This window comes from Aliiroseovarius crassostreae (genome assembly GCF_049803815.1).
Classification (GTDB): Bacteria; Pseudomonadota; Alphaproteobacteria; order Rhodobacterales; family Rhodobacteraceae; genus Aliiroseovarius; species Aliiroseovarius crassostreae_A.
In genome coordinates this window covers 21,984-45,137 of sequence record NZ_JBNAGI010000010.1, presented here as the reverse complement: position 1 = coordinate 45,137, position 23,154 = coordinate 21,984, and the positions used below count along the sequence as shown (strand labels likewise).

Annotated in this window: 24 protein-coding genes; 18 read left to right on the top strand and 6 right to left on the bottom strand. The window is 58.5% G+C overall.

Annotated features, from left to right (window positions below; genetic code table 11):
• Positions 1-16: 16 nt before the first annotated feature.
• A complete protein-coding gene (locus ACP15V_RS17420; protein ID WP_424944111.1) occupies positions 17-913 on the top strand; it encodes a LysR family transcriptional regulator in 897 nt (298 codons plus the stop codon).
• 11 nt (positions 914-924) lie between these two features.
• Here the strand turns inward: ACP15V_RS17420 and ACP15V_RS17415 are convergent, their stop codons facing one another.
• On the bottom strand, positions 925-1,833 hold the full coding sequence (locus ACP15V_RS17415; RefSeq protein WP_424944110.1) for a LysR substrate-binding domain-containing protein: 909 nt from the start codon (positions 1,831-1,833) through the stop codon (positions 925-927).
• Between the two features lie 197 nt (positions 1,834-2,030).
• Here ACP15V_RS17415 and ACP15V_RS17410 point away from each other — a divergent pair, with 197 nt between their 5' ends.
• From ACP15V_RS17410 to ACP15V_RS17395, 4 genes are all read left to right on the top strand, one after another.
• Complete coding sequence (locus ACP15V_RS17410) at positions 2,031-2,864, top strand: transporter substrate-binding domain-containing protein (protein WP_424944109.1); 834 nt, start codon at positions 2,031-2,033, stop codon at positions 2,862-2,864.
• Between the two features lie 71 nt (positions 2,865-2,935).
• A complete protein-coding gene (locus ACP15V_RS17405; RefSeq protein ID WP_424944108.1) occupies positions 2,936-3,691 on the top strand; it encodes an amino acid ABC transporter permease in 756 nt (251 codons plus the stop codon).
• A 10-nt stretch (positions 3,692-3,701) separates the two neighbouring features.
• On the top strand, positions 3,702-4,574 hold the full coding sequence (locus ACP15V_RS17400; protein WP_424944107.1) for an amino acid ABC transporter permease: 873 nt from the start codon (positions 3,702-3,704) through the stop codon (positions 4,572-4,574).
• A gap of 10 nt (positions 4,575-4,584) precedes the next feature.
• Entirely contained in the window at positions 4,585-5,343 is a 759-nt protein-coding gene (locus ACP15V_RS17395; RefSeq protein WP_424944106.1) for an amino acid ABC transporter ATP-binding protein, read from the top strand.
• Here ACP15V_RS17395 and ACP15V_RS17390 read toward each other — a convergent pair.
• From ACP15V_RS17390 to ACP15V_RS17380, 3 genes are all read right to left on the bottom strand, one after another.
• Positions 5,331-5,525 carry a hypothetical protein gene (locus tag ACP15V_RS17390; protein ID WP_424944105.1) on the bottom strand — a complete coding sequence of 65 codons (195 nt, stop codon included), beginning with the start codon at positions 5,523-5,525 and terminating at the stop codon, positions 5,331-5,333. The two genes, ACP15V_RS17395 and ACP15V_RS17390, sit on opposite strands and share 13 nt — an antisense overlap.
• Positions 5,522-6,133 carry a hypothetical protein gene (locus ACP15V_RS17385; protein ID WP_424944104.1) on the bottom strand — a complete coding sequence of 204 codons (612 nt, stop codon included), beginning with the start codon at positions 6,131-6,133 and terminating at the stop codon, positions 5,522-5,524. Before ACP15V_RS17385 ends, ACP15V_RS17390 begins: the two co-directional genes overlap by 4 nt.
• A gap of 139 nt (positions 6,134-6,272) precedes the next feature.
• The gene (locus tag ACP15V_RS17380) at positions 6,273-8,528 is read right to left on the bottom strand and encodes an adenosylcobalamin-dependent ribonucleoside-diphosphate reductase (protein ID WP_424944103.1); all 2,256 of its coding nucleotides are present in this window, start codon (positions 8,526-8,528) and stop codon (positions 6,273-6,275) included.
• Positions 8,529-8,722: 194 nt separating this feature from the next.
• Here ACP15V_RS17380 and ACP15V_RS17375 point away from each other — a divergent pair, with 194 nt between their 5' ends.
• The 13 genes from ACP15V_RS17375 to ACP15V_RS17315 all read left to right on the top strand — a co-directional run bounded on the left by ACP15V_RS17375 (position 8,723) and on the right by ACP15V_RS17315 (position 20,534).
• The gene (locus ACP15V_RS17375; RefSeq protein WP_424944102.1) at positions 8,723-9,151 is read left to right on the top strand and encodes a DUF1489 family protein; all 429 of its coding nucleotides are present in this window, start codon (positions 8,723-8,725) and stop codon (positions 9,149-9,151) included.
• A 464-nt stretch (positions 9,152-9,615) separates the two neighbouring features.
• A complete protein-coding gene (locus ACP15V_RS17370; protein WP_424944101.1) occupies positions 9,616-10,491 on the top strand; it encodes a branched-chain amino acid aminotransferase in 876 nt (291 codons plus the stop codon).
• A gap of 158 nt (positions 10,492-10,649) precedes the next feature.
• Positions 10,650-11,105, top strand: coding sequence for a universal stress protein (locus ACP15V_RS17365; RefSeq protein WP_424944100.1), 456 nt, complete (start codon positions 10,650-10,652; stop codon positions 11,103-11,105).
• 398 nt (positions 11,106-11,503) lie between these two features.
• Positions 11,504-12,067 (top strand): NifU family protein, encoded by a 564-nt coding sequence (locus ACP15V_RS17360; RefSeq protein ID WP_424944099.1) that lies wholly within the window; start codon positions 11,504-11,506, stop codon positions 12,065-12,067.
• Positions 12,057-12,659, top strand: coding sequence for a tRNA (adenosine(37)-N6)-threonylcarbamoyltransferase complex dimerization subunit type 1 TsaB (gene tsaB / locus ACP15V_RS17355; protein ID WP_424944098.1), 603 nt, complete (start codon positions 12,057-12,059; stop codon positions 12,657-12,659). The genes ACP15V_RS17360 and tsaB overlap by 11 nt, the downstream gene beginning before the upstream one ends.
• A gap of 2 nt (positions 12,660-12,661) precedes the next feature.
• Positions 12,662-13,084 (top strand): GNAT family N-acetyltransferase, encoded by a 423-nt coding sequence (locus ACP15V_RS17350; RefSeq protein ID WP_424944097.1) that lies wholly within the window; start codon positions 12,662-12,664, stop codon positions 13,082-13,084.
• A gap of 182 nt (positions 13,085-13,266) precedes the next feature.
• Entirely contained in the window at positions 13,267-14,274 is a 1,008-nt protein-coding gene (locus ACP15V_RS17345) for a BMP family lipoprotein (RefSeq protein WP_424944096.1), read from the top strand.
• Positions 14,275-14,276: 2 nt separating this feature from the next.
• Complete coding sequence (locus tag ACP15V_RS17340; protein WP_424944095.1) at positions 14,277-15,905, top strand: ABC transporter ATP-binding protein; 1,629 nt, start codon at positions 14,277-14,279, stop codon at positions 15,903-15,905.
• 3 nt (positions 15,906-15,908) lie between these two features.
• On the top strand, positions 15,909-17,033 hold the full coding sequence (locus ACP15V_RS17335; protein WP_424944094.1) for an ABC transporter permease: 1,125 nt from the start codon (positions 15,909-15,911) through the stop codon (positions 17,031-17,033).
• A 3-nt stretch (positions 17,034-17,036) separates the two neighbouring features.
• Positions 17,037-18,002, top strand: a complete 966-nt coding sequence (locus ACP15V_RS17330; RefSeq protein WP_424944093.1) for an ABC transporter permease — start codon at positions 17,037-17,039, stop codon at positions 18,000-18,002.
• On the top strand, positions 17,986-18,810 hold the full coding sequence (locus tag ACP15V_RS17325) for a purine-nucleoside phosphorylase (RefSeq protein WP_424944092.1): 825 nt from the start codon (positions 17,986-17,988) through the stop codon (positions 18,808-18,810). The genes ACP15V_RS17330 and ACP15V_RS17325 overlap by 17 nt, the downstream gene beginning before the upstream one ends.
• Positions 18,811-18,849: 39 nt before the next feature.
• Positions 18,850-19,767, top strand: coding sequence for a sulfite exporter TauE/SafE family protein (locus tag ACP15V_RS17320; RefSeq protein WP_424944091.1), 918 nt, complete (start codon positions 18,850-18,852; stop codon positions 19,765-19,767).
• A complete protein-coding gene (locus tag ACP15V_RS17315; RefSeq protein ID WP_424944090.1) occupies positions 19,767-20,534 on the top strand; it encodes a TIGR02186 family protein in 768 nt (255 codons plus the stop codon). The genes ACP15V_RS17320 and ACP15V_RS17315 overlap by 1 nt, the downstream gene beginning before the upstream one ends.
• A 226-nt stretch (positions 20,535-20,760) precedes the next feature.
• On the opposite strand, the gene ACP15V_RS17310 is transcribed toward ACP15V_RS17315, so the two are convergent.
• Complete coding sequence (locus ACP15V_RS17310; protein WP_424944089.1) at positions 20,761-21,489, bottom strand: SDR family oxidoreductase; 729 nt, start codon at positions 21,487-21,489, stop codon at positions 20,761-20,763.
• Positions 21,482-23,020, bottom strand: coding sequence for an ATP-dependent DNA helicase (locus ACP15V_RS17305; RefSeq protein WP_424944088.1), 1,539 nt, complete (start codon positions 23,018-23,020; stop codon positions 21,482-21,484). Before ACP15V_RS17305 ends, ACP15V_RS17310 begins: the two co-directional genes overlap by 8 nt.
• Positions 23,021-23,154: the final 134 nt, after the last annotated feature.

Sequence of the window (23,154 nt, the reverse complement as noted above, 5' to 3'; positions counted from 1 at the left end):
CGAAAGGAGGCTAGGCATGGAGTTGGACTGGCTGGAAGATTTTTTAGCGCTATCTTCGGCGGGTATCTTTGCTCGCGCAGCGGATGCTCGCAATATCAGTCAGTCTGCGTTCACCCGACGGATCAAAAACCTGGAACATTGGGCTGGCACGCCTCTATTTGACCGAAGTGTTCACCCGGTCGAACTGACCCCTGCTGGGAAAGCTTTTAAGCAAACGGCGGTTGATACCATCAAGGGATTGACCCTTTCGAAAGAAGACATCCGGGATTTAACTTTCAGAGAAGCTGAAACTTTGGACTTCGTCACCCTGCACACCCTAGCAATTTCTTTCTTTCCGTCCTGGCTAACTGGGATGTGTGCTGACACTGAACTGGTAAAAACCCGATTGGTTGCCGAAAACTTTTCAGGGTGCGCAGAGGCGATTCTGAGCGGCAATGCCGATTTCATGTTGTGCTATTATCACCCATCGGTGATTTCGATTTCAGACGAACATCGTTACCCATCGACAACGATCGCCAAAGATACCGTGATCGCGATCAGCGGTGTGAACCACCGAGGAAAGCCAAGGTTCCATTTCGATCAAAAGGACCCGCTGCCATTCCTTGCATATCCGCCGGATACTTTTTTAGGGCGTATTAGTAACGTCTGTATTGAACGGGGTAATTTTTTGGGTCGATTGCATTCGGTCTATGAGAATTCCATGTCAGAAGCCCTGAAGTCCGCGTGTCTGGAAGGTCACGGCGTGGCCTTTCTTCCGGCGAAGGCAGCAGAGCGGGAGATCGAAGCAGGGCTACTCAAAAAAATAAGCAAACCCGAGTTTGAGCTGGCGGTTGATATTAAGCTTTATCGATCCATCGAACGGTCCCGCCCGCAATTGGAGCGCTTTTGGAGGCTTGCGCAAAAGAGCGGGTAGTCAAAAGTTGATTAGACAGGCCGCATGCAACTACTGTCAACCAAGGTCCAAAACCGCTCGACAGGAGCTCGACTTTTTTCAATATTCCGAAAGAGTTTGATCGACATCTTTTGCTCTGAATTTGCATCGCTGATTCGCACTAAGTCACCGTCACGAAGTGATTGCTTGACAGTGGCTTCGGGCAACCAAGCGACGCCCAAGCCTTCAATGCAGGCTGCTTTCTGTGCCTCGGCGACAGAGTTTTCCAACCGAGTTTCCAGCTTTTCAAACACCCCTGCGCGTTTGATTGCAATCTCGCTAAGGCGACCCAGAAAGCTCTCATGCGAGTAGGCGAGAAACGGAATCTTACTCTCCTGCGCGAAGCTAAAGATCGCCGTACCATTGGCATCCGCACCTGACACAGCAACCAGCTGGTCCTGCGCGATTCTGATCCACGGGTAGCGGGCGTCATTGGTCATGGTTGGAACCGATGGATGATCGTAGCACAGCATGAAATCAGTGTTTCCAGCGATCAGCGCTTCAACACAATCGGAGAAATTTTCGACCTGAAAGCGCGAGTTGATGGGGCCCATGGATTCAGAGATTCCTTTGAGCCAAGATGGGACAAAGGAGATTGCAAGCGTATGAAGTGCAACAAAATTAAGGACTTCTCCTTCTCGGCGCGAAAGCTGTAGTAGATCCTGACGCGTATCCCGCAGCACTTTGACGGTCTCATAGGCCGTTCTTTTGAAGGCCTCGCCTGCAGGCGTCAGGCTGACGGGGTGAACGCTCCGGTCAAATAAAGGCGCTCCAACCCAATGTTCCAGATTTTTGATCCGTCGTGTGAACGCGGACTGACTGATATTGCGAGCGTCGGCGGCTTTGGCAAAAACGCCAGTCGCGGACAGCGCTAGAAAATCTTCCAGCCAAGCTATTTCCATTCTCGATCTCCTTTATGCCCATAAAAGTGTAGCGGGTAGGAAAGTCGCTACGCGTTGCAATCTTTGCAATGCGCTTGCAAAGATTGCGCTGGTCAATTTTGCGACAAACACCCCAACCTAAGGCTCATAAAGCGCCATCGGCATCGACCGGTGGACATAAATCGAGACGCCAGTCTTAAGCCAACTAGGAGACCCAAATGAAAAAAACCACAGCAGCACTGACCATTGCTTCTTTGCTCGGCTCAACCGTCGCAGCGGTTGCGGAGCAGTGCACAAACGAGACCTGGAACAAGATCCATGACCGCGGCACTATCGTTGTCGGTGTGAAGGCGGACACCAAGCCTTGGGGTTTCCGTGGTGAAAACGGAGACCTTATCGGCATGGAAGCTGATATGGCACAGGAAGTCGCCGACACACTGGGTGTGGAATTGGAACTTGTCGGCGTTCAATCCTCAAACCGCATGCAGTTTCTGGAAGGCGGTCGCATCGATTTGATGATCGCCACAATGTCTGATCGCGCGGACCGTCGCGAGATCGTAGGTGTTGTTGGCCCGAACTATTATTCCTCTGGCACCAACATCATGGCGCCAAAGGAGTTGGGCATCACTGATTGGGCCGAACTTGAAGGCAAACCAGTTTGCGGCAAGCAAGGTGCCTTCTACAACCAAATCCTCGAAGATCGTTATGGCGCGACCATCGTTGCTTTCACCGGCAACGCGGAAGCCAAGCAAGCACTGCGTGATCGCAAATGTATCGCTTGGGTGTACGATGACAGTGTCATCGCAGCCGATCTGGCCTCAGGCAATTTCGATGATTTTGAAATGCCGCTGGTATCTGAAGATGATAATCCCTGGGCTCTGGCGGTTCCGATTGCAGAGCGTGATTGCGTCTTCGGTCGCTTCATGTCTGGCATGCAGTACAACTGGCACCAATCCGGGCGCCTGATTGAACTGGAGGAGAAATGGGGCATCCAAGCCACCGCCTACTTGCAACGCGAAAACGAACGTCTCGCTGACTGGCTCGCTGAATAATACCTCCCTGTAACTCTGGGCCCGACAGCATCCTAATTCAGTTGGGCCCATTTTTTTGGGAGAAAGACCCCATGCTTGACAACTTCGCTGATTTCTTTCAGCAGTTTGCCCAGTTTAATCCTCGATGGAACTTCATTTTCTTCTACGAAGAAAAACAGGCTGCCAAGATCTGGACCGGCCTGAAATACACTGTTTGGCTTTCGATAACTTGCGTGTTCTTCAGTGTGATCATTGGGATTGTTGGGGCTTGGCTGCAGGGCTCGAACCGGCGCATCGCGCGCTCGATCGTTCAGGGCTACATCCAACTGTTCCGTAACACGCCACCCTTTGTGCAGCTGTTGTTCTTTTATTTTGCACTTGGCGCTTTCACTCCGACCTATAGCCCGGATGGATGGCTTGAAGTACCGATTATCTCCAACGTGGGATGGGCGATCATTTCGCTTTCCTTCTTCGCCGGAGCCTTCAACGTCGAGATCTTTCGCGCCGGGATCGAAGCGGTGCCGCATTCCACGCAAGAAGCCTCTGAATCTCTGGGTCTGACACGACTGCAAACGTACCGCTATATAGTGTTGCCTCTGGCGGTCCGAGTGTCGCTTCCAGCGCTGAGTAACAACTTGGTCAACCTGGTGAAAACCACGACACAGGCCTTTGCGATTGCGGTACCGGAACTGCTCTATCAGTGCGTGACAATCTGGAATGACTACCCCTCCGCACAGTACCCGGCAATGCTGCTGATGTTTGTCGTCTATATCGGCATGGTGGGCATCCTCGTCTTTGCCATGACCCGTTGGGAACGCGCTCTGCGCATCCCCGGATATGGCAACTAGGAGATCTCTGATGAAAACTCTCACAAAAAACTCCAGTTTCGCGGTTCTCAAACCCGTCGATACCGCACGCTCTACAACTTATGATCCGATGACACTGTCCCGCTCAATCGGGTCTTTACCAGCATGGTCACCTTTTGCCGCCTTGGCCCTGGCTGCAATTTGGCCCCAGATCGTCTATGCGCAGACTGCAAATGGGGTGGATCCTCTGGGCGCGCTGTGGCGTTGGGCGCCGTTTCTGATCACGCAGGGCTTCCTGTTCAACATCCTCATCTCTTTCCTTTGCCTTGTATTAGGTACGCTTGGTGGTTTGGCGATTGGCCTTGGGCAGATCTCGCATTTCAAACCACTGCGCTGGCTGTGCTGGGCGATCACGCAGCTCTTTCGAAACTCTCCGTGGTTGGTTTTGCTGTTCATCGTGATGTTGGCATTGCCATTTGAGATCACGATTTTTGGAAACTCTTTCTTCTTCCCGGCCTGGATTAAGGCCGTCATTGGCCTGTCGCTGCCAATTGTCGCAAATATCTCAGAGATTGTGCGCGGTGCAGTGGGTTCTGTGCCAACAACACAATGGGAAGCCGCGGAAAGCCTGGCCATGACACGCCGTCAGGTTATGTGGCGGATTATCCTGCCACAGTGTTTCAAGCGCATGATCCCGCCTTGGATGAACTGGTATGCCATTCTGACTATGGCAACGCCGCTGGTCTCGATCCTGGGTGTGGAAGAAGTGGTGAATCTGACCCGTCAGGCCATTGAAGCCGAAGACAACCTGCCAGAATTGCTCGCGCCGTTTTATGGGTTCGTCCTGATCCTATTCTTCGCCTATTGCTACCCGATTGCCCGTCTGACCCTGCGGCTTGAACGTCGTTTCGCGGTTAAACTATAAGGAGGCACACATGACTGCCAATCCAAATTGGACCCCCGACCAGCCCATCGTTTCAATCACAAACGTTCAAAAGTCCTTTGGCGCTCTTCAGGTTTTAAAGGGCATCAGCATGGATATTCAGAAAGGCGAAGTGATTTGTATCATCGGCCCATCTGGTTCTGGAAAATCCACGCTGATCCGTTGCATCAATGCACTAAATGACATCCAGGGCGGCTCTATCACGGTTGAAGGTCAGGAGGTCCATGACCCAGATCTTGATAAGCTGGAGCTGCGCAAGAAAGTTGGTATGGTCTTCCAACAATACAATCTGTTCCCTCATAAGACCGTTTTGCAGAACATCATGATGGCACCGGTACTGGTGTTGAAAGAAAACAAAACAGAGGTCGAAGAACGTGCGCGAGCATTGGTGAAGAAGGTGCGCCTGGAAGGCAAAGAAGACGCCTATCCAGGTGAACTTTCCGGTGGTCAGCAGCAGAGGGTAGCAATCGCTCGTTCACTGGCAATGCGGCCGGACATCATGTTATTTGACGAGGTGACAGCTGCGCTTGATCCGGAAACAGTCAAAGAGGTTCTTGTCACGATCAAAGACCTCGCCGAAGACGGGATGACCTGTATCTTGGTGACCCATGAAATGGGTTTTGCACGTGAAGTAGCTGACCACATCTACTTTACGGACAAGGGCGTAATCGTGGAGCACGGGTCACCAGATACGTTTTTTGACAACGCTAAAGACGAGCGAACTAAGCTGTTCCTCAGTCAAATCCTATAGTAACCACCGCACCAAAAAACTTGCCAAGGGGCGTTTACCCTGCCAGCAGCTGTATGCGCTTTGCGTCGGTAGAGAATGTCATCAACCTGATCCCGGAGTTCCAGATAAGTGTCATGGGCGATAAAGCGGTGTTCAAGGTCAGCCACGATGTGGCTGACCTCCTCACGGGACATATGTGTCATTGCCCGTCCTCCATGCGCCAGTGCGGACGTGAGATCGGCATGGTCTTCTCCGCGTCATCCTCCGCAGAAGTGATCTCCGGCAGCTGACGTGGTGCCACCTCAGCCCTGGCGATCACACCATCAAGAAGGCCTCGTTTTTTCCTGGAAACCGTAGGGGTGATGCCCGCCACGACCTCCAACCCAAGCCAGAGATGCTCCCGATTGCGTTCAACGTCTGCCTTTGTCGGCGCAAGCGCTGAGAGCCCGAGCCGTTGAGAGGCAGCGCGATCCTCCTCCGAGAAGTCTGCGAATGCCTGATCAATGATATCCTGCGTCAGTTCTGCCTCCGCCTCAAAACGGCGGCGCAGATTGCTGCAGGCCTCGGTCCACAGATCCAGCGACAGACCATCAAACCCTTTTGCCAGGGGTCGGGCGACAACCCAGACGCCATCGAGATTGACCTCAATAAGGCCAAGGTCCTGATGATCCAAGCAATGGGAATGGTCATGCAGGTAGCATTCAGTTCCAGTTCCACGCCTAGCATTTCGGCCACGGCGATTGCAGCTTCCGGGTTTCTGTCTCATCTCCACTTCTTGCTGGCCACGATGTACCAGCAGCGCTATCGCCATTCATCAACTCCGCTAGACAGGAGAAAGGCCCCGGAAGAAATCCGAGGCCGTTTTCTCATATCACGAGCCTAAAATGACCTATTGAAACGTTTAGGCCATCTCGCGTGACACGCCACAGAAACCTGCGCAATTGCGCGGGTCAGCCGCATTTGGAATGGCCGCAGCTGCCGCAGGTCATGCAGCCTTCGACCATGCGCATGTCGAACTGGCCGCAGCTGGGGCAGGCCGGGCCACGCGGGGCGTCGTTGATGGCGATCACCTCGGCATGGGGGTCGGTTTTCGGCGCCATACCCTCAGCTTCCAGGAAGCCGGTGGCGACCATGTGGCGTTCGATCACGCCGCCAATGGCCGCGAGGATCGACGGGATGTATTTCCCTTCCATCCAGGCCCCACCACGCGGGTCGAACACGGCTTTCAGTTCTTCGACCACAAAGCTCACCTCGCCACCGCGACGGAACACGGCGGAGATCATCCGGGTCAGGGCCACGGTCCAGGCGAAATGCTCCATGTTCTTCGAGTTGATGAACACTTCGAACGGGCGGCGATGGCCGTTGATCAGAAGGTCGTTGATGGTGATGTAAATCGCGTGTTCGCTGTCGGGCCATTTCACCTTGTAGGTGTGCCCTTCGAGCGATTGCGGACGATCGAGCGGTTCGGACAGGTACACCACATCCGCGCCAGTTTCGATCTCGGGTGCCTTTTCGCTGTCTTCCGACACCGACAGAACCGACCCGGTCACATCGTTCGGGCGATAGGTGGTGCAGCCTTTGCAGCCCAGTTCCCACGCCTGCATATAGACCGACTGGAAGGCATCAAAGCTGATATCTTCCGGGCAGTTGATGGTTTTCGAAATTGAACTGTCGATCCATTTCTGCGCGGCAGCCTGCATTTTCACGTGGTCCGCCGGGGCCAGCGTCTGGGCGTTCACAAAGTAATCGGGCAGCTCCTTGTCGCCAAATTTGTCACGCCACATCTGAACGGCGTAATCGACCACCTCTTCCTCGGTGCGGGTGCCGTCGGGCTGCAGCACCTTGCGGGTGTAAGCATAGGCAAAGACCGGTTCGATCCCCGAGCTGACATTGCCCGCGTAAAGCGAGATGGTGCCGGTGGGGGCGATCGAGGTCAAAAGCGCATTGCGGATACCGTGTTCGCGGATCGCCTCGCGCACGTCGTCGTCCATCTGCAGCATATTGCCGGAGTTCAGATAGGCGTCTGCGTCAAACAGCGGGAACGGGCCTTTTTCCTTCGCCAGATCCACCGACGCCAGGTAGGACGCGCGGGCGATCAGCTTCATCCAGGCTTCGGTCTGGGCGGCGGCCTCGTCCGAGCCGTACCGCAGACCCAGCATCAGCAGCGCATCGGCCAGACCGGTCACACCAAGCCCCACACGGCGCTTGGCCTGGGCTTCCTGACGCTGTGCTTCCAGCGGAAATTTCGACACGTCGACCACATTGTCCATCATGCGGATCGCAGTGCGCACCAGCTTGTCCAGCGCCTTCGGGTCGAGCTTGGCGTTTTTCTCAAACGGGTTTTTCACCAGACGGGCCAGGTTGACCGAGCCGAGCAGGCAAGCGCCATAGGGCGGCAGCGGTTGTTCGCCGCAGGGGTTGGTTGCCGCGATCTGCTCGCAGTAATTCAGGTTGTTCATCTGGTTGATGCGGTCGATGAAAATCACACCCGGTTCGGCGTAATCATAGGTCGCGCGCATGATCTTGTTCCACAGATCGCGGGCCTCGACCGTGTGATAGACCTTGTCGCCAAATTGCAGATCCCAGCTGCCGTCTTCTTTCACGGCCTTCATGAAATCATCGGTCACCAGCACCGACATGTTGAACATGCGCAGGCGGGCGGCATCGGATTTTGCGGTGATGAAATCTTCGATATCCGGGTGGTCGCACCGCATGGTCGCCATCATCGCCCCCCGGCGCGACCCTGCCGACATGATGGTGCGGCACATCGCGTCCCAGACATCCATGAACGAGAGCGGGCCAGAGGCGTCTGCCGCAACGCCCTTCACATCCGCGCCGCGCGGACGAATGGTCGAGAAATCATAACCGATGCCGCCGCCTTGTTGCATGGTCAGCGCGGCCTCTTTCAACATATCGAAAATGCCCGACATGCTGTCCGGGATCGTGCCCATCACAAAACAATTGAAAAGTGTCACCGACCGGCCGGTGCCGGCCCCCGCGGTGATCCGGCCTGCGGGCAGGTATTTGAAATCTTCCAGCGCTTCGAAAAACTCGCCTTCGCGATCAGGCTCGTTTTCCGCCAGCGACCGGGCAATACGGCGCCAGGTGTCTTCGACCGTCTTGTCCTCAGCCTCCCCATCCGCTTTTTTCAGGCGGTATTTCATATCCCAGATTTGTTCGGCGATGGGGGCGGCAAAACGAGTCATTCAGGCTCTCTCTTGTCTAACTTGTGTCTATCTTGTTGATTTCTTTCGGGGAGCCGATTTTTGGCAGCGACTTGCCCCTTCCTGTCAGGGATGTCATTTATAACAAACGGGTGTGGGCTGTCACCAGCCAAAATCAAAAATCAACAACATTTAGTGTGTCGCAGCAGATCTGCCACATATATATGGTAAACCCTATGAGCTATGTGAATCTGCTAAAACTCTGCGTTGGTGCAGAAAAGGTTGAAGACCTCACCGCCTGGCAGGCGATGCGCCGGGGCGAGACCGGTCGCCCCAACCCGATGCATGTGACCCGCATGTGGCCCAAGCGCGAATCCGATTTGTTGAACGGCGGCTCGCTTTACTGGGTCTTTAAGGGGCAGGTCTTGGCGCGGCAAGAGGTCTTGCGGCTGGAAGAGGTGATCGGACAGGACGGGATCCGCCGCTGCGGCATTGTTCTGTCGAACGAGGTGATCCGCACCGAGGCCCAACCGCGCCGCGCCTTTCAGGGCTGGCGCTACCTGAAACCCGAAGACGCCCCGCGTGACCTGCCTAAGATGCGCGAAGGTGATGACGACCTGCCCGCCGATCTGGCCTCGGCTCTGGCTGAAATTGGCATCCGATAATCCGGGGGCGCGGAGTTTTCAGAAACTCCGGGCAATCTCCTTCAAAGGAAATTGGCGCCGCAGGATCAGCCACCCGGTCCTAAGCCAACCGGTCCTGAGCCAACCGGCCCTAGAGATGCGGTCAACAAAGCCTGTGACACCGCCCCGTCTCAAAGCCCGGTGTCTCAAAGCTCGGTGTCTCAAAGCACGGTGTCACAGAATCGTTTCCTTCCCCGGCTAGCCTGCCCCTGCCCGTCTGCTCCAAACCTCTCCGGTCCACCCGTCCGGACAGGCGTTGTGCGGGCCGCGCGCGTGCCCGTCCTTTCCCCATATGCATGCGCCCCTCTCTCGGGGTTTGTCCTGGCCCCGAGAGAGGACCCGTTTCCTTGCGACTGGACACTGGCCGGACACTGGCTGGACACTGGCCCGAAACGCATTAGGATCGCCGCCAACCCTACCCTTCCACTCGGCACGAGGCCCCTTCCATGGCACTGAGCAGCACGATCCGCACCTATTTCAACGGCACCTGGCACGACGGAGATCTTGCGGTGATGAAGGCCGCCGATCATGGCAGCTGGCTGGGCAGCACCGTGTTTGACGGGGCGCGATATGCCCGGGGCGTGACCCCGGATCTGGTGGCCCATTGTGACCGGGTGAACCGGTCGGCGGCGGCGCTGATGCTGACCCCCACCGTGACCACCGACGAAATGGTCGCGATTGTGCGCGAGGGGCTGTCGGCGTTCTCGTCCGATCAGGCCATTTACATTCGCCCCATGTATTGGGGCGTGGACAGCGGCACGCTGGGGATCTTGCCGAAAGAGAACTCAACCGGGTTTGCGATCAGCCTGGAAGAAGTGCCGCTGGCGCCTGATACGGCCAGCACCACGCTGACCACCACGCGGTTCCGCCGCCCGGTGCTGGAAAGCGCGGTGGTGAACGCGAAGGCGGGCTGCCTTTATCCCAACAACGCCCGGATGATTGCCGAGGCCGTCTCCAAGGGCTATGGCAATGCGCTGGTCGCGGATGCGTTGGGCAATGTGGCGGAAAGTGCCTCATCCAACGTCTTTATGGTGCGCGATGGCGAGGTCTTTACCCCGAGCGCCAATGGCACCTTCCTGGCCGGCATCACCCGCGCGCGCCACATGAAGAACCTGCGCGCCGATGGCGTCACCGTGCATGAATGCACCTTGACCTTCGACGATTTCCGCAAGGCCGACGAGGTGTTCCTGACCGGCAATATGCACAAGATCACCCCGGTGACCGAATTTGACGGCACCCAATACGAGATCGGCCCGATCACGACACGCGCACGGGAACTCTACTGGGATTGGGCCCATTCTGACGATGGCCGGGCCAGCTGATCGGCGACGGTCCCCGGCACCCGCCCCATGCCCCACCGCGGGCCCAGGGGAACCGCGCGGGGATCCGCGCGAAAGCATTGGACAGAACCGCGCCCCTCAGGCAGACTGAGCCCGTTTGAAGGCCCGCCCGCCGAGGGCGCGCCGGGTAAGGGACCAATATGCGCAAGTTTCTCGTGATCCTTGATGACAGCCGCGAATGCCTGAACGCCATGCGCTTTGCCGCCATGCGCGCCGCCAAAACCGGTGGGGGGGTCGAGGTGCTCTCGGTCATTCCGCCGGACGAATTCAACCACTGGATCGGCGTGGGCAATATCATGCGCGAAGAGGCCCGCGAACGGATCACGGTGCATTTCGAGGTTTTCGCCAAATGGATGCGTGACCGGCAGGGCGTGGACCCCGAACTGGTGATCCGCGAAGGCGAAGCAGTGCCCGAGATCATGGCGCAGATCCGCGAAGACCCGGAAATCGGCGTGCTGGTGCTGGGCGCAGGATCGGGCAAATCCGGCCCCGGCCCGATCATCACCCAGATGATGCGCGCATCTGCTGAACTGCCCGTGCCAATGACCATCGTGCCCGGCGAAATGTCCAAGGATCGGTTGGAAGAAATCACCTGATCCGACAGCGCAACTGCCGCTAGGAGTTCCATTGATTACGGGCCCTCCCGCGCCTTTGCGACCTGACGGTCGACAGGCTTGGGGGGCCTCGCGCCGCTCGGCCGGTTTCCAATCCGGGGCTTCGCCCCCGAGCCTCCGGCTCTCCCCCAGGATATTTCCAGACCAAAGATGGTGAGCCTGCTTCATCTTTGGTCTGGAAATATCCTGGGGTGAGGACGCAGTCCGAGGGGCAAAGCCCCTGAAACAGGCTCACGACGTGAGCCACCAGCAGCGCGACGAAGCGAAGCGGAGGACGCCCAAACCTTGACAGTTTGCCCCCTCAGGCGCATATCCATTCCAACTCATACGTTCCAGACCGGCCCCTCGCGGCGGGCCGGAACGCTTCCGAAAGGCGCGCCATGTTTATCCAGACCGAATCCACCCCGAACCCTGCCACGCTGAAATTCCTGCCCGGGCAGGACGTTTTGGGCGCGGGCACCGCTGATTTCCCGTCGAAAGACGCCGCCGACGCATCACCGCTTGCGACCCGCATCTTTGCGGTCAATGGTGTGACCGGCGTCTTTTTCGGCGCGGATTTCGTCACCGTGACCAAGGCGGATGAGGTGGAGTGGGATCATGTGAAACCCGCCATCCTTGGCGCGATCATGGAACATTTCCAATCCGGCGCGCCGGTGATGGCTGCGGATGGGCAAGCCGCGTCGGGCCATGCCGAACATACCGGCGAAGACAGCGAGATTGTTGAGCAGATCAAAGAGCTGCTGGACACCCGCGTGCGTCCCGCCGTGGCCCAGGATGGCGGCGATATCACCTTTCACGGCTTTGATCGCGGCATTGTTTACCTGCACATGCAGGGCGCCTGCGCGGGTTGCCCGTCCTCGACCCTGACCCTGAAAATGGGCATCGAGAACCTGCTGAAACACTACATCCCGGAAGTGGTCGAGGTGCGCCCCGTTGCGGCCTGACCCCACCATTCTGGCATTTGACACATCGGCCGCGCATTGCGTGGCCGCTTTGCTGCGCGGGGGGCAGATTGTTGCCCAGCGCCACGAGGACATGGCGAAGGGGCAGGCGGAACGGCTGTTGCCGCTGCTGGAAGAGGTGCTCGCAGATGGGGATGCCGCATGGTCCGACCTGGACGCGATTGGTGTCGGCGTGGGCCCCGGCAATTTCACCGGCATTCGCATCTCGGTTTCTGCGGCGCGCGGCCTGGCGCTGTCGCTGGGCAAACCCGCCATTGGCATTTCCCGGCTTGAGGCGCAGGCCTATGGGTTGGTCCGCCCAATCTGGTCCTTGGTGGATGCGCGCCGCGATCATGTTTACGCGCAGAAGCTGGGGGTAAGTGACGTCCCCTCCTTATTGTCCAGCGAAGAAGCTGCAACTTTGGCCGGAGATATGATTGGGCCAGATGCAGACCCACAGATTGCCCCGGCCATTGCACAGTTGGCGGCGGTGCGACTGATCAAGGGCAACGACATCCCCCGCCCGGCCCCATTGTACATCCGCGCGGCCGACGCCGCCCCGCCACGGGATCCGGCCCCTGTGATTCTGGATTGACCATGGTCGACCCGGCTGATCTATCCCGCATCCACACCGCCAGTTTCGCGCAGGCGCGCGGTTGGTCAGCGGCGGAGTTTGCTGCTCTTCTCTCCTCGCCCTTCACCTTTGTCGAAGCCTGCGATGACGGTTTCGCATTGGGACGCGAAATTGCCGGGGAAAGCGAGCTGTTGACCATTGCGGTCCTGCCAGGGGCGCGCGGCCGGGGGTTGGGCCGGTCCCTTTTGCAACGCTTTGAACAGGCCAGCGCCGCCCGTGGGGCAGAGCTTTTGTTTCTGGAGGTCGCCGCAGACAACCTGCCGGCGCGCGCGCTCTATCAACGGGCGGAATGGATCGAATCCGGCCAGCGGGTCGGTTATTACACCCGGGCGGATGGGTCCAAACAGGATGCAATCGTGATGCAAAAACAGGTGACCTTGGGTTAACCGCTATGAAAAACGGGCAGAATTGGCCTTTGTTGACAACTTAATATTGACCCTCCCCTTGCCCTCTGAGCAAAATCCCGGATGATCTTTCGCGAGCGATAACATCGCCGCAAATTGGGAATCACACCAGATGGTCAAAATTTCGACCATCCCATCCCAGACAACAAAAACGGGAGAACCACATGACCCTGATGAAGTCCCTTCTTGGCGCTGCTGCCGCAGTTGCCGTGACCGCCGGCGCCGCTTTGGCCGATCCGGCTGTCATCTTCGACCTGGGCGGTAAATTCGACAAATCCTTCAACGAAGCGGCCTTCCGCGGTGCGCAACGCTGGGCGGATGAAACCGGCGGAAAATACCTGGAAATCGAACTGCAGTCCGAAGCCCAGCGCGAACAGGCCCTGCGCCGTTTCGCCGAAGCTGGCGCCAGCCCGATTGTGACCACCGGCTTTGCCATGGCCGATCCGGTCGCCAATGTGGCCGCTGACTATCCGGACACCAAATTCGTCAACATCGATGGGTTCATGCCGGAAATCCCCGCCAATGTGCAGATGATTGCCTTTGAAGAACATCAGGGCGGCTACCTGGTTGGCATCCTGGCCGCCAAAGCCTCGAAATCCGGCACGGTTGGCTTTATCGGCGGCATGGACGTTCCGCTGATCCGCCACTTTGCCTGTGGTTACGCCCAGGGCGCGCTGGCCACCAACCCGGATATCAAGATCGTGGCCAACATGACCGGCAACACCCCCACCGCCTGGAATGACCCGGTGCGTGGTGGCGAGCTGACCAAGGCGCAGATCGCCCAGGGGGCTGACGTGATCTATGCCGCTGCAGGTGGCACCGGCATTGGTGTGCTGCAGGCCGCTGCCGACGCGGATGGCGTTCTGTCAATCGGTGTGGACAGCAACCAGAACCATCTGCATCCGGGCAAGGTTCTGACCTCGATGCTGAAACGTGTGGACGTGGCCGTTTATGAAGCCATGAAAGCAGGTGACGCGCTGGAAACCGGCACGCAGGTGCGTCTGGGTCTGGCCGAGGATGGTGTTGGCTATGCCATGGATGAAAACAATGCCGAGCTGGTTTCGGAAGAGATGAAAATGGCGGCCGAAGAGGCCAAAGCCAAGATCATCGCCGGCGACATCGAGGTGGTGGCCTATTACACCAACGATAGCTGCCCGGTGCTTGATTTCTGATCATGACCGAACAGGCATACGAACCGGGGCAGCAGGCAACTGCTGCTCCCTCAGGTTCCCCGGCCATTGAGCTCCGTGGTATATCCAAGGCGTTCGGACCGGTGCAGGCGAACAAGGACATCTCGATTTCCGTGCAGCCGGGTACGATCCATGGGATCATCGGCGAAAACGGCGCGGGCAAATCGACCCTGATGTCCATCCTTTACGGGTTTTACAAGGCCGACGAAGGGCAGATATTCATCAACGGGGTTGAGACCCAGATCCCCGACAGCCAGGCCGCCATCCGGGCGGGCATTGGCATGGTGTTTCAGCATTTCAAACTGGTCGAGAACTTTTCGGTTCTGGAAAACGTGATCCTTGGGGTCGAGGAAGGCGCGCTGTTGCGCCCGTCCCTGGCCAAGGCGCGCCGCGAGTTGAAGGCGCTGGCCGAGGAATATGAGCTGCGAGTGGATCCCGATGCGCTGATCGAAGATCTGGGCGTGGGCAAACAGCAACGGGTCGAGATCCTGAAAGCGCTGTATCGTCAGGCCGATATCCTGATCCTGGATGAACCGACCGGGGTGCTGACGCCTGCCGAGGCGGATCACCTGTTTCGCATTCTTGACGGGCTGCGCGCGCAGGGCAAGACGATCATCCTGATCACCCACAAGCTGCGCGAAATCATGGAATATACCGACACCGTGTCGGTGATGCGGCGCGGGCAGATGACCGACACGGTCAAGACCAAGGATACCTCGCCCGAGCAATTGGCCGAGATGATGGTGGGCCGCAAGGTCCTGTTATCCGTAGACAAAGTCCCCGCAAGCCCGGGTGAGCCTATCCTTGAAATCGAAAACCTGCGCGTCGTTGACGAGCAGGGGGTCGAGCGGGTGAAGGGCATTGACCTGACGATCCGCGCGGGCGAGATCCTTGGCATTGCGGGCGTGTCCGGCAATGGCCAATCCGAGCTGATGGAAGTGTTGGGGGGCTATGCGCCCGCCACCGGATCGGTGCGCCTGAATGGGCAGGAGTTGGACCTGACCGGCAAGAAATCCGATGCGCGGTCGCGCCGCGCGCGCGGCATTGCCCATGTGCCCGAAGACCGGCAGGCGCGCGGTCTGATCATGGAATTTCCCGCCTGGCAGAACATGGTGTTCGGCTATCACGACGATCCCGAGATCCAGAAAAACGCGCTGTTGATGGACAACGCCAAGATGGTCGAGATCACGCAGGACAAGATGGACCGGTTCGACGTGCGCCCGCCGCACCCAAACCTCGCCGCCAAAAGCTTTTCCGGCGGCAACCAGCAAAAGATCATCGTCGCGCGAGAGATCGAGCGCAATCCCGATCTGCTGATCGTGGGCCAGCCCACGCGCGGCGTGGATATTGGGGCGATCGAGTTCATTCACAAGCAGATCGTCGCACTGCGCGATCAGGGCAAGGCGATCTTGCTGGTGTCGGTGGAGCTTGAGGAAATCCTGTCGCTGTCTGACCGCATTGCCGTGATGTTTGACGGTCATATCATGGGGGAAGGCCCCGCCCAGACCGCGACCGAAACAGGTCTTGGATGTCTAATGGCGGGGTTGGGTGGTAAGGATACCCGTGCAATGACCGGCTGGACCATCACCAAATACGCTGAGGCTGAGGACTAGGACATGGAAAAAATGCCAAAATGGGCAGACGTGGCCCTGATCCCGATCCTTAACCTGACGCTGGCCTTCGCGATCTCGATGGCGGTGATCGCCGCGATCGGGCAGGACCCGTTTGAAGCGGTCAAACTGATGGTCACCGGTGCGCTGGGGTCGAGCTATGGCTGGGGTTATACGCTTTATTACGCGACCAATTTCATCTTCACGGGCCTCGCTGTATCGATTGCCTTCAAAGCCGCGCTGTTCAACATTGGCGGCGAGGGGCAAGCGGCCCTTGGCGGGTTGGGCGTGGCGCTGGTGTGCCTTTACATCCCCTTCCCACATTGGTCGGTCGCGATCCTGTTTGCCATGTTGGGCGGGGCCTTGTTCGGCGCGCTTTGGGCGGCGATCCCGGCCTATCTGCAAGCCAAACGCGGCAGCCATGTGGTGATCACGACGATCATGTTCAACTTCATCGCGGCCTCGCTTTTGAACTATGTTCTGGTGAACATGCTGCGCCCGAAAGGCGCAATGGACCCGGCCTCGGCCCGGTTTCCCGAAAGCACCCACCTGCCCACCTTTCACGACCTTCTGTCACCCTTGGGCATCGCCTTTTCCAAATCCGCCCCGGTGAACGTGTCGTTCATCGTGGCGCTCGTGGCCTGTGTCGTCGTTTATCTTCTGTTGTTCCGCTCGCGGCTGGGGTTTGAAATCCGGTCCTTTGGCGAAAGCGCCAGCGCATCTGTCTACGCGGGCATTTCGCCGGTGAAAATCACCATGATCGCCATGCTTCTGTCCGGTGGTCTGGCCGGTATGATGTCGATCAACAACACGATGGGCGAAAGCGAACGGCTGATCCTGAACTCGGTCGAAGGGGCCGGGTTCATCGGCATTGCCGTGGCCTTGATGGGGCGCAACCACCCGTTTGGGGTGTTCCTTGCCGCCCTGTTGTTTGGGTTCCTTTATCAGGGGGGCGGCGAGCTGGCGCTTTGGATGTCGATCCCGCGCGAGCTGGTTCTGGTCATTCAGGGTCTGGTGATCCTGTTCACCGGGGCGCTTGATAATATGATCCGTATGCCGGTGGAACGCGCCTTTATCCGCGCCGCCAAACGGGCCGAGGCGCGCAGCGCCGCCACGCAGAAGGGGGCATAAGTCATGGATTTTCTGACCATCATCCAAATCCTCGACAGCGCCCTGCGCATGGCAACGCCGCTTTTGCTGGCTTGTCTGGCCGGTCTCATCTCGGAACGCTCTGGTGTGTTCGACATCGGGCTGGAGGGCAAGATCCTGGTCTCGGCCTTCTTCTCGGCGGCGATCGCCTCGATGACCGGGTCGGTCTGGCTGGGGCTGCTGGCCGGGGTGTCCGTGTCGGTGGTGTTCTCGCTGGTCCACGGGCTGGCGTCGATCACCTTTCGCGGCAATCAGTTGATCTCTGGCGTGGCGCTGAACTTCCTTGCCTCGGGGCTGACGGTTCTGATCGGTGAAACCTGGTTTGGCCTGGGCGGGCGCACGCCGACCCTGGAAGGGGGCGAGCGGTTCAGCCCGATCACCCTGCCCTTTGCCGATGCGCTGTCGGACGTGCCCATTCTTGGCCCGATCTATTCCGACCTTCTGTCGGGGCATACATTGCTGGTTTACGTGGCGCTGCTTCTGGTGCCGACGGTCTGGTATGGGCTTTACCGCACCCGTTTTGGCCTGCGCCTGCGCGCGGTGGGGGAAAACCCGGCGGCTGTGGATACAGCAGGGATTTCGGTCATTCGCCTGCGCTATACCGCGATGGTGATTGCGGGCATCCTGTGCGGATTGGCCGGGATCTATCTGGCAACAGGTCTGAGCTCGGGTTTTGGCAAGGAAATGAGCGCCGGGCGCGGCTTTATTGCCCTCGCCGCCCTGATCTTTGCCAAGTGGAAACCGGTGCCCGCGCTGGGGGCGACACTGCTTTTTGGTCTGCTTCAGGCCATCGCGATCCGCTATCCCAAGATCGAGTTGGGGCCGATCACCCTGCCCTCACAATTCATGGAAGCCCTGCCTTACATCCTGACCGTGATCATCCTGGCGGGCTTCATCGGCAAGGCCATTCCGCCCAAAGCCGGGGGCGAGCCGTATGTCAAAGAACGCTGAGGCGATTGCAGAGATGGTTCGGGGCCTTGCGGGCCCTGAACCGGTTGAGGTTGGGCTGGTGCTTGGATCCGGGTTGGGCCATCTGGCGGATGCGGTGGAGGGCGTGGCGATCCCCTATGCTGACCTGCCCGGATTTCCCCATGCAGGTGTCTCGGGCCACAACCCGAACCTTGTGGTGGGCAATCTTGGCGGTACCCGTGTGGCCGTCTTCGGCGGGCGCGCCCATTACTATGAAAGCGGCAAGTCGGATGTGATGCGCCTGCCGCTGGAGGTGCTGAAGGCACTGGGCGCCGACCGTCTGATCGTGACAAATGCCGCCGGGTCCATGCGACAGGACATTCCGCCGGGCGACCTGATGCTGATCGAGGATCACATCAATTTCTCAGGTCTCAACCCGCTGATCGGCGAGCCGTCGGATGCGCGGTTTGTGCCGATGGGCGGGGCGTATGATGCCGATATGCTCGCCGATTTTGCACGGATCGCCGAGGCAGAGGGCATCGCGCTAAAACCCGGTGTCTATGCCTGGTATTCGGGGCCGTCGTTTGAAACCCCGGCCGAGATCCGCGCCATTCGCACCCTTGGGGCCGATGCGGTGGGCATGTCGACGGTGCCCGAAGTGATTCTCGCCCGGTTCCTTGGACTGCGCGCGCTGGGAATATCCACCATAACCAATATGGCGCAGGGCCTGTCGGACGAGGCGATCAGCCACGAACATACCAAGGCCATGGCACCACTTGGCGCAAAAAAGCTGGAAAAACTGGTCCGGCGGTATTTAACCCGTGACGAGGAGCATGAATTTGCGCAATAAACCCAATTAACGCGCTTTTTCAACACTCTCGGTCTGCTGATGCAAATCTATCTTCCGATCGCCGAGGTTTCGGTGAATGCCTTTCTGCTTTTGGGTCTTGGCGGGATCGTCGGGATCCTGTCCGGCATGTTCGGCGTGGGTGGTGGATTTCTGATGACACCGCTTCTGTTTTTCATCGGCATTCCGCCCGCAGTGGCCGTGGCGACCGAGGCAAATCAGATCGTGGCCTCGTCCTTTTCCGGGGTGCTCGCGCATTTCAAACGAAAGACCGTTGATCTGAGGATGGGCCTCGTGCTGCTTGTGGGCGGCCTGATTGGAGCCGCCCTTGGGGTGCAATTGTTCAACGCATTGAAAGCCATCGGGCAGGTCGATCTGCTGGTGAAACTGTCCTACGTGCTGTTTCTGGGCATCATTGGCGGGTTGATGTTTCTGGAAAGCCTGAACGCGATTCTGAAGACACGCGGCGGCAAGGTGGTCACCACGCGGCGCAAGCATTATTGGGTGCACAACCTGCCCTTCAAGATGAAGTTCCGCACCTCGGGGCTGTATATATCGGTCATCCCACCGATCCTTGTGGGGGTCTTGGTGGGCATTCTGGCGGCGATCATGGGTGTTGGCGGCGGGTTCATCATGGTGCCCGCAATGATTTACCTGTTGGGCATGCCGACCAAAGTGGTTGTGGGCACGTCGCTGTTTCAGATTATCTTCGTGACCGCCTTTACCACGCTGCTGCACGCCACCACGAACTATACGGTCGATATGGCGCTGGCGGTTCTTCTGTTGATTGGCGGCGTCATTGGCGCACAGATCGGCGCACGGATTGGCGTAAAGCTGAAGGCCGAACAATTGCGCATCCTGCTCGCGGTGATGGTGCTTGCGGTCTGCGGAAAGCTGGCGCTGGACCTGCTGATCCAACCTGCGGAACTGTTTGAAATCGGGGCGGGGGCGGGCCATTGATGCGTTTCCTGACCGCCCTCTTCGCCCTGATCCTCTGCGTCACACCGGCACTGGCCAAAGAAGAGGTCGTGGCTGGCCTGAGCCAGAACATGGTTTCGATCAACGCAACCTTTGTGGGCTCAGAGATCCTGATTTTCGGCGCGGTGAAACGCGAAAGCCCCGCCCCGACAGATGAACCGCTTGAGGTGGTTGTCGTGGTGGAAGGCCCCAACAAACCGGTCACCGTGCGCAAAAAAGACAAGCGGTTCGGCATCTGGGTCAACACCGAAAAGCTGGATATCGCCTCGGCCCCCAGCTTTTATGCGGTGTCCACCTCCTCCACGCTGGACAAGTCGATCAGCACCCTGGACGACCTGCGCCACCTGGTGTCGGTCAGCCGCGCGATCCAGATCAGCAACAGCCCATTTACGATTGAGGATCCGACCGAGTTCACCCGCGCGCTGATCCGTATCCATGAACGCGATGGCACCTATCGGCTGCTTGAAAACAACGTGACCTTACGCCAGGACACCCTTTTTGACACGCGGATCGCACTGCCGTCAAACCTGACGGAAGGCGATTATCGCACCCGAATCCTGTTGACGCGTGGTGGGTATGTGGCGGCGAGTTACGAGACGGTGATTTCTGTGCAGAAAGTGGGGTTGGAGCGCTGGCTTTATAATCTCGCCCACAATCAACCGCTGATTTACGGCCTGCTGTCGCTGTTCATCGCGATCGCCGCCGGTTGGGGCGCCTCATCGATTTTCCGTTTTATCCAGCGCGGTTAAGACTTGCCGAAATCAAAGGTGCGTTCGGCGCCCCTTCCCCCGCCCCACTGGATCACAAAACCAGAAAACTAGTTTTCTAGTTTTCTAGTTTTCTAGTTTTCTAGTTTTCTAGTTTTCTAGTTTTCTAGTTTTCTAGTTTTCTAGTTTTCTAGTTTTCTAGTTTTCTAGTTTTCTTCGAAATGCGGGCCAAGCCACCGGCTGTCAACAAGGTTTCCGTGGGCTGGGGTCATCCGCGGCCGATATAGGGCATCTTTGTTGCGATCACCGTCATGAAATGAACATTCGCCTCGGGTGGTAAATTGGCCATATGCCAGACCGACGATGCCACGTCTTCCACCGCCATGGTGGGCGGCGGCACGTCCCCTCTCGCCACAGCTTCGTCAACGATCCCCTGCAACAGGTCAGTCCGCGCATTGCCAATGTCGATCTGCCCACAGGCAATATCAAAGGGGCGTCCATCGAGGCTGAGCTGCCGGGTCAACCCCGTGATCCCATGTTTCGTCACCGTATAGGTCACCGCGCCTTCACGCGGCACATGGGCCGAAATCGATCCGTTGTTGATAATGCGCCCGCCTTGCGGATCCTGCCGCCGCATTTGCGCAAAAGCGGCCCGCGCGCAAAGAAACATACCGGTCAGGTTTACACTCACCGCCTGCTGCCACTCCTCCACCGATACCTCATCAATCGGGGCGGCTGGCGTGAATATCCCCGCGTTGTTAAAGAGCACATCCAGCCGCCCGGCCTGATCCGCAAAATGATCAAAGGCTTTCTGCACGCTTGTGGGATCAGACACATCTGCGGGCAGAAGCACGGCAGTGTCATGGCCTTCCGCAATGTCCTGCAGAACCTCTTCACGGCGCGCCAAAAGCCCAACCTGCCAGCCATGGTCCAGAAAATATGTGGCCACCGCCCGGCCAATCCCGGCACTGGCCCCGGTGATCAGAATGCTAGGCATCATCGCCCCCTTCGGACTGCAATTGCAGCGGCGCGACCGGGACGCGCAGGTCATCCACGCGCAACCCATCCGTCGGCCGCGCCATCGCATAGCGCGTGACCCAATGCAGCCGTTGTTCAGCACGCGTAATCGCCACATAGGCCAGCCGCTTCCACAAGGGGATGCCGGCCTCTGACCGGCCCATCTGGGCCGCCGCATAGAGGTCGGGCGCAAAGACCTGCACGTCGGGCCATTGACTGCCCTGGGCCTTGTGGATCGTCACCGCCGCCCCGTGCAAAAACGCCGCCCCCATGCGCGCGGCATAGGGAATGAACGGCTCTTCCTCATCCGGCAATTCGATCTTAACAATCGAGGCCGCCGACACCTGAGGGTCCTCTGCCCCAATCACATGCAGCCGTGAAAAGCCCGGCTTCTTGCCCGGCCCCAGATAGACACATTGCGCACCTTTGATCAGACCGCGCGCCTCTAGGTCGATGCGTTTCTTGCGATGTTTCAGCGGCAGTTCGATCCCGTCACAGATCAAGGGCTCGCCGGGCAAAAGCTCCTCCGCCGGGGCACCAAAAGCCCCGCGAAACGCGGAGATCAATCGCACCCGCGTCTTGTTGCGCCAGACCAACACCGGCGAGCGCGCCATCAGGTCGGCATTCACACGCGGTGCCAGTTGCACCCGCTCATCGCGCGCCGCGGCCTCTTCGATCATCCGCTCAAACGCGTCAAACCCCAGCCCGTCGTCCGACAGCGCATGGGCCAGATCCAGGATCGGGTTGTCCTTGGTCTGCCGATGTACCCGACTGAGTTCCAGCTTCCGTGGCGCGCCCAGCTTGTCAAACACCATCGTGCCCGATTGCCCCACCGGGGCCAGCTGCGCGGGGTCACCAAACAGGATCAGCGTTGGGAAAATCTCGCGCAGATCATCAAACTGCTTGTCATCGAGCATCGAACTTTCGTCGATAAACCCGATATCCAGCGGATCATCGCGCCGCTTCCAGCCGGTGATGAAATCCGACCCGCGCAAGCCCGCCGCCGCCAGCGCCCCCGGAATGGATTTGTTGGTCTGGAAAAACGCATAGGCCCGATCCAGCGCCTCATCCGTCAACCCTTCGATCTCGGGACGTTCACCAGTATCCGCCAGCCATTCCGCGATCTTTTCATATTCCGGGTCATAGACCGGGGTGTACAGAATCCGGTGAATGGTGGTCGCCGGCACCCCGCGCATCCGCAACACAGACGCCGCCTTGTTGGTGGGGGCAAGAATGGCCAACGTGCGCCGATCCTTCTTTTTCTTGCCCTCGTAATCGCCCGAGACAATCTCGACCCCAGCCGCCTCCAACGCTTTATATAGCTCGGCCAGCAGCATCGTTTTGCCGGACCCGGCCTTGCCCATCACCGCAAACACCTGCGCCTTGCCATCCGCCATCGGGGTCAACAGCGCATCATCCAGGTTCACCCCCGCCCCGCGCAGCATATCCGCCACGCGATCATGGGCCTCGGCCTGGTCTTCAGAAAAGGTGATGGGGGGCTGGCTCGTCATGTCGCGACCCTACCCCGCCCGCCGGGCCACTGAAAGCCCGAAACGTCGCCCCGCTGCGAATGAAACCACACCACGATGGCCGCGCTTTTCCGGGACACAAGATGCCTCTGGCAGGGATATTTGGGACCAAAGAT

Excerpts from the sequence above, each read along its gene's own strand:
- ACP15V_RS17400 (WP_424944107.1), top strand. The coding sequence starts at position 3,702 with ATGAAAACTCTCACAAAAAACTCCAGTTTCGCGGTTCTCAAACCCGTC.
- ACP15V_RS17395 (WP_424944106.1), top strand. The coding sequence starts at position 4,585 with ATGACTGCCAATCCAAATTGGACCCCCGACCAGCCCATCGTTTCAATC.
- ACP15V_RS17305 (WP_424944088.1), bottom strand. The coding sequence starts at position 23,020 with ATGACGAGCCAGCCCCCCATCACCTTTTCTGAAGACCAGGCCGAGGCC.
- ACP15V_RS17385 (WP_424944104.1), bottom strand. The coding sequence starts at position 6,133 with ATGGCGATAGCGCTGCTGGTACATCGTGGCCAGCAAGAAGTGGAGATG.
- ACP15V_RS17345 (WP_424944096.1), top strand. The coding sequence starts at position 13,267 with ATGACCCTGATGAAGTCCCTTCTTGGCGCTGCTGCCGCAGTTGCCGTG.
- ACP15V_RS17410 (WP_424944109.1), top strand. The coding sequence starts at position 2,031 with ATGAAAAAAACCACAGCAGCACTGACCATTGCTTCTTTGCTCGGCTCA.
- ACP15V_RS17340 (WP_424944095.1), top strand. The coding sequence starts at position 14,277 with ATGACCGAACAGGCATACGAACCGGGGCAGCAGGCAACTGCTGCTCCC.
- ACP15V_RS17310 (WP_424944089.1), bottom strand. The coding sequence starts at position 21,489 with ATGCCTAGCATTCTGATCACCGGGGCCAGTGCCGGGATTGGCCGGGCG.
- ACP15V_RS17365 (WP_424944100.1), top strand. The coding sequence starts at position 10,650 with ATGCGCAAGTTTCTCGTGATCCTTGATGACAGCCGCGAATGCCTGAAC.
- ACP15V_RS17420 (WP_424944111.1), top strand. The coding sequence starts at position 17 with ATGGAGTTGGACTGGCTGGAAGATTTTTTAGCGCTATCTTCGGCGGGT.
- ACP15V_RS17360 (WP_424944099.1), top strand. The coding sequence starts at position 11,504 with ATGTTTATCCAGACCGAATCCACCCCGAACCCTGCCACGCTGAAATTC.
- ACP15V_RS17375 (WP_424944102.1), top strand. The coding sequence starts at position 8,723 with ATGAGCTATGTGAATCTGCTAAAACTCTGCGTTGGTGCAGAAAAGGTT.
- ACP15V_RS17335 (WP_424944094.1), top strand. The coding sequence starts at position 15,909 with ATGGAAAAAATGCCAAAATGGGCAGACGTGGCCCTGATCCCGATCCTT.
- ACP15V_RS17330 (WP_424944093.1), top strand. The coding sequence starts at position 17,037 with ATGGATTTTCTGACCATCATCCAAATCCTCGACAGCGCCCTGCGCATG.
- ACP15V_RS17315 (WP_424944090.1), top strand. The coding sequence starts at position 19,767 with ATGCGTTTCCTGACCGCCCTCTTCGCCCTGATCCTCTGCGTCACACCG.
- ACP15V_RS17390 (WP_424944105.1), bottom strand. The coding sequence starts at position 5,525 with ATGACACATATGTCCCGTGAGGAGGTCAGCCACATCGTGGCTGACCTT.
- ACP15V_RS17320 (WP_424944091.1), top strand. The coding sequence starts at position 18,850 with ATGCAAATCTATCTTCCGATCGCCGAGGTTTCGGTGAATGCCTTTCTG.
- ACP15V_RS17415 (WP_424944110.1), bottom strand. The coding sequence starts at position 1,833 with ATGGAAATAGCTTGGCTGGAAGATTTTCTAGCGCTGTCCGCGACTGGC.
- ACP15V_RS17380 (WP_424944103.1), bottom strand. The coding sequence starts at position 8,528 with ATGACTCGTTTTGCCGCCCCCATCGCCGAACAAATCTGGGATATGAAA.
- ACP15V_RS17405 (WP_424944108.1), top strand. The coding sequence starts at position 2,936 with ATGCTTGACAACTTCGCTGATTTCTTTCAGCAGTTTGCCCAGTTTAAT.
- ACP15V_RS17370 (WP_424944101.1), top strand. The coding sequence starts at position 9,616 with ATGGCACTGAGCAGCACGATCCGCACCTATTTCAACGGCACCTGGCAC.
- ACP15V_RS17350 (WP_424944097.1), top strand. The coding sequence starts at position 12,662 with ATGGTCGACCCGGCTGATCTATCCCGCATCCACACCGCCAGTTTCGCG.
- ACP15V_RS17325 (WP_424944092.1), top strand. The coding sequence starts at position 17,986 with ATGTCAAAGAACGCTGAGGCGATTGCAGAGATGGTTCGGGGCCTTGCG.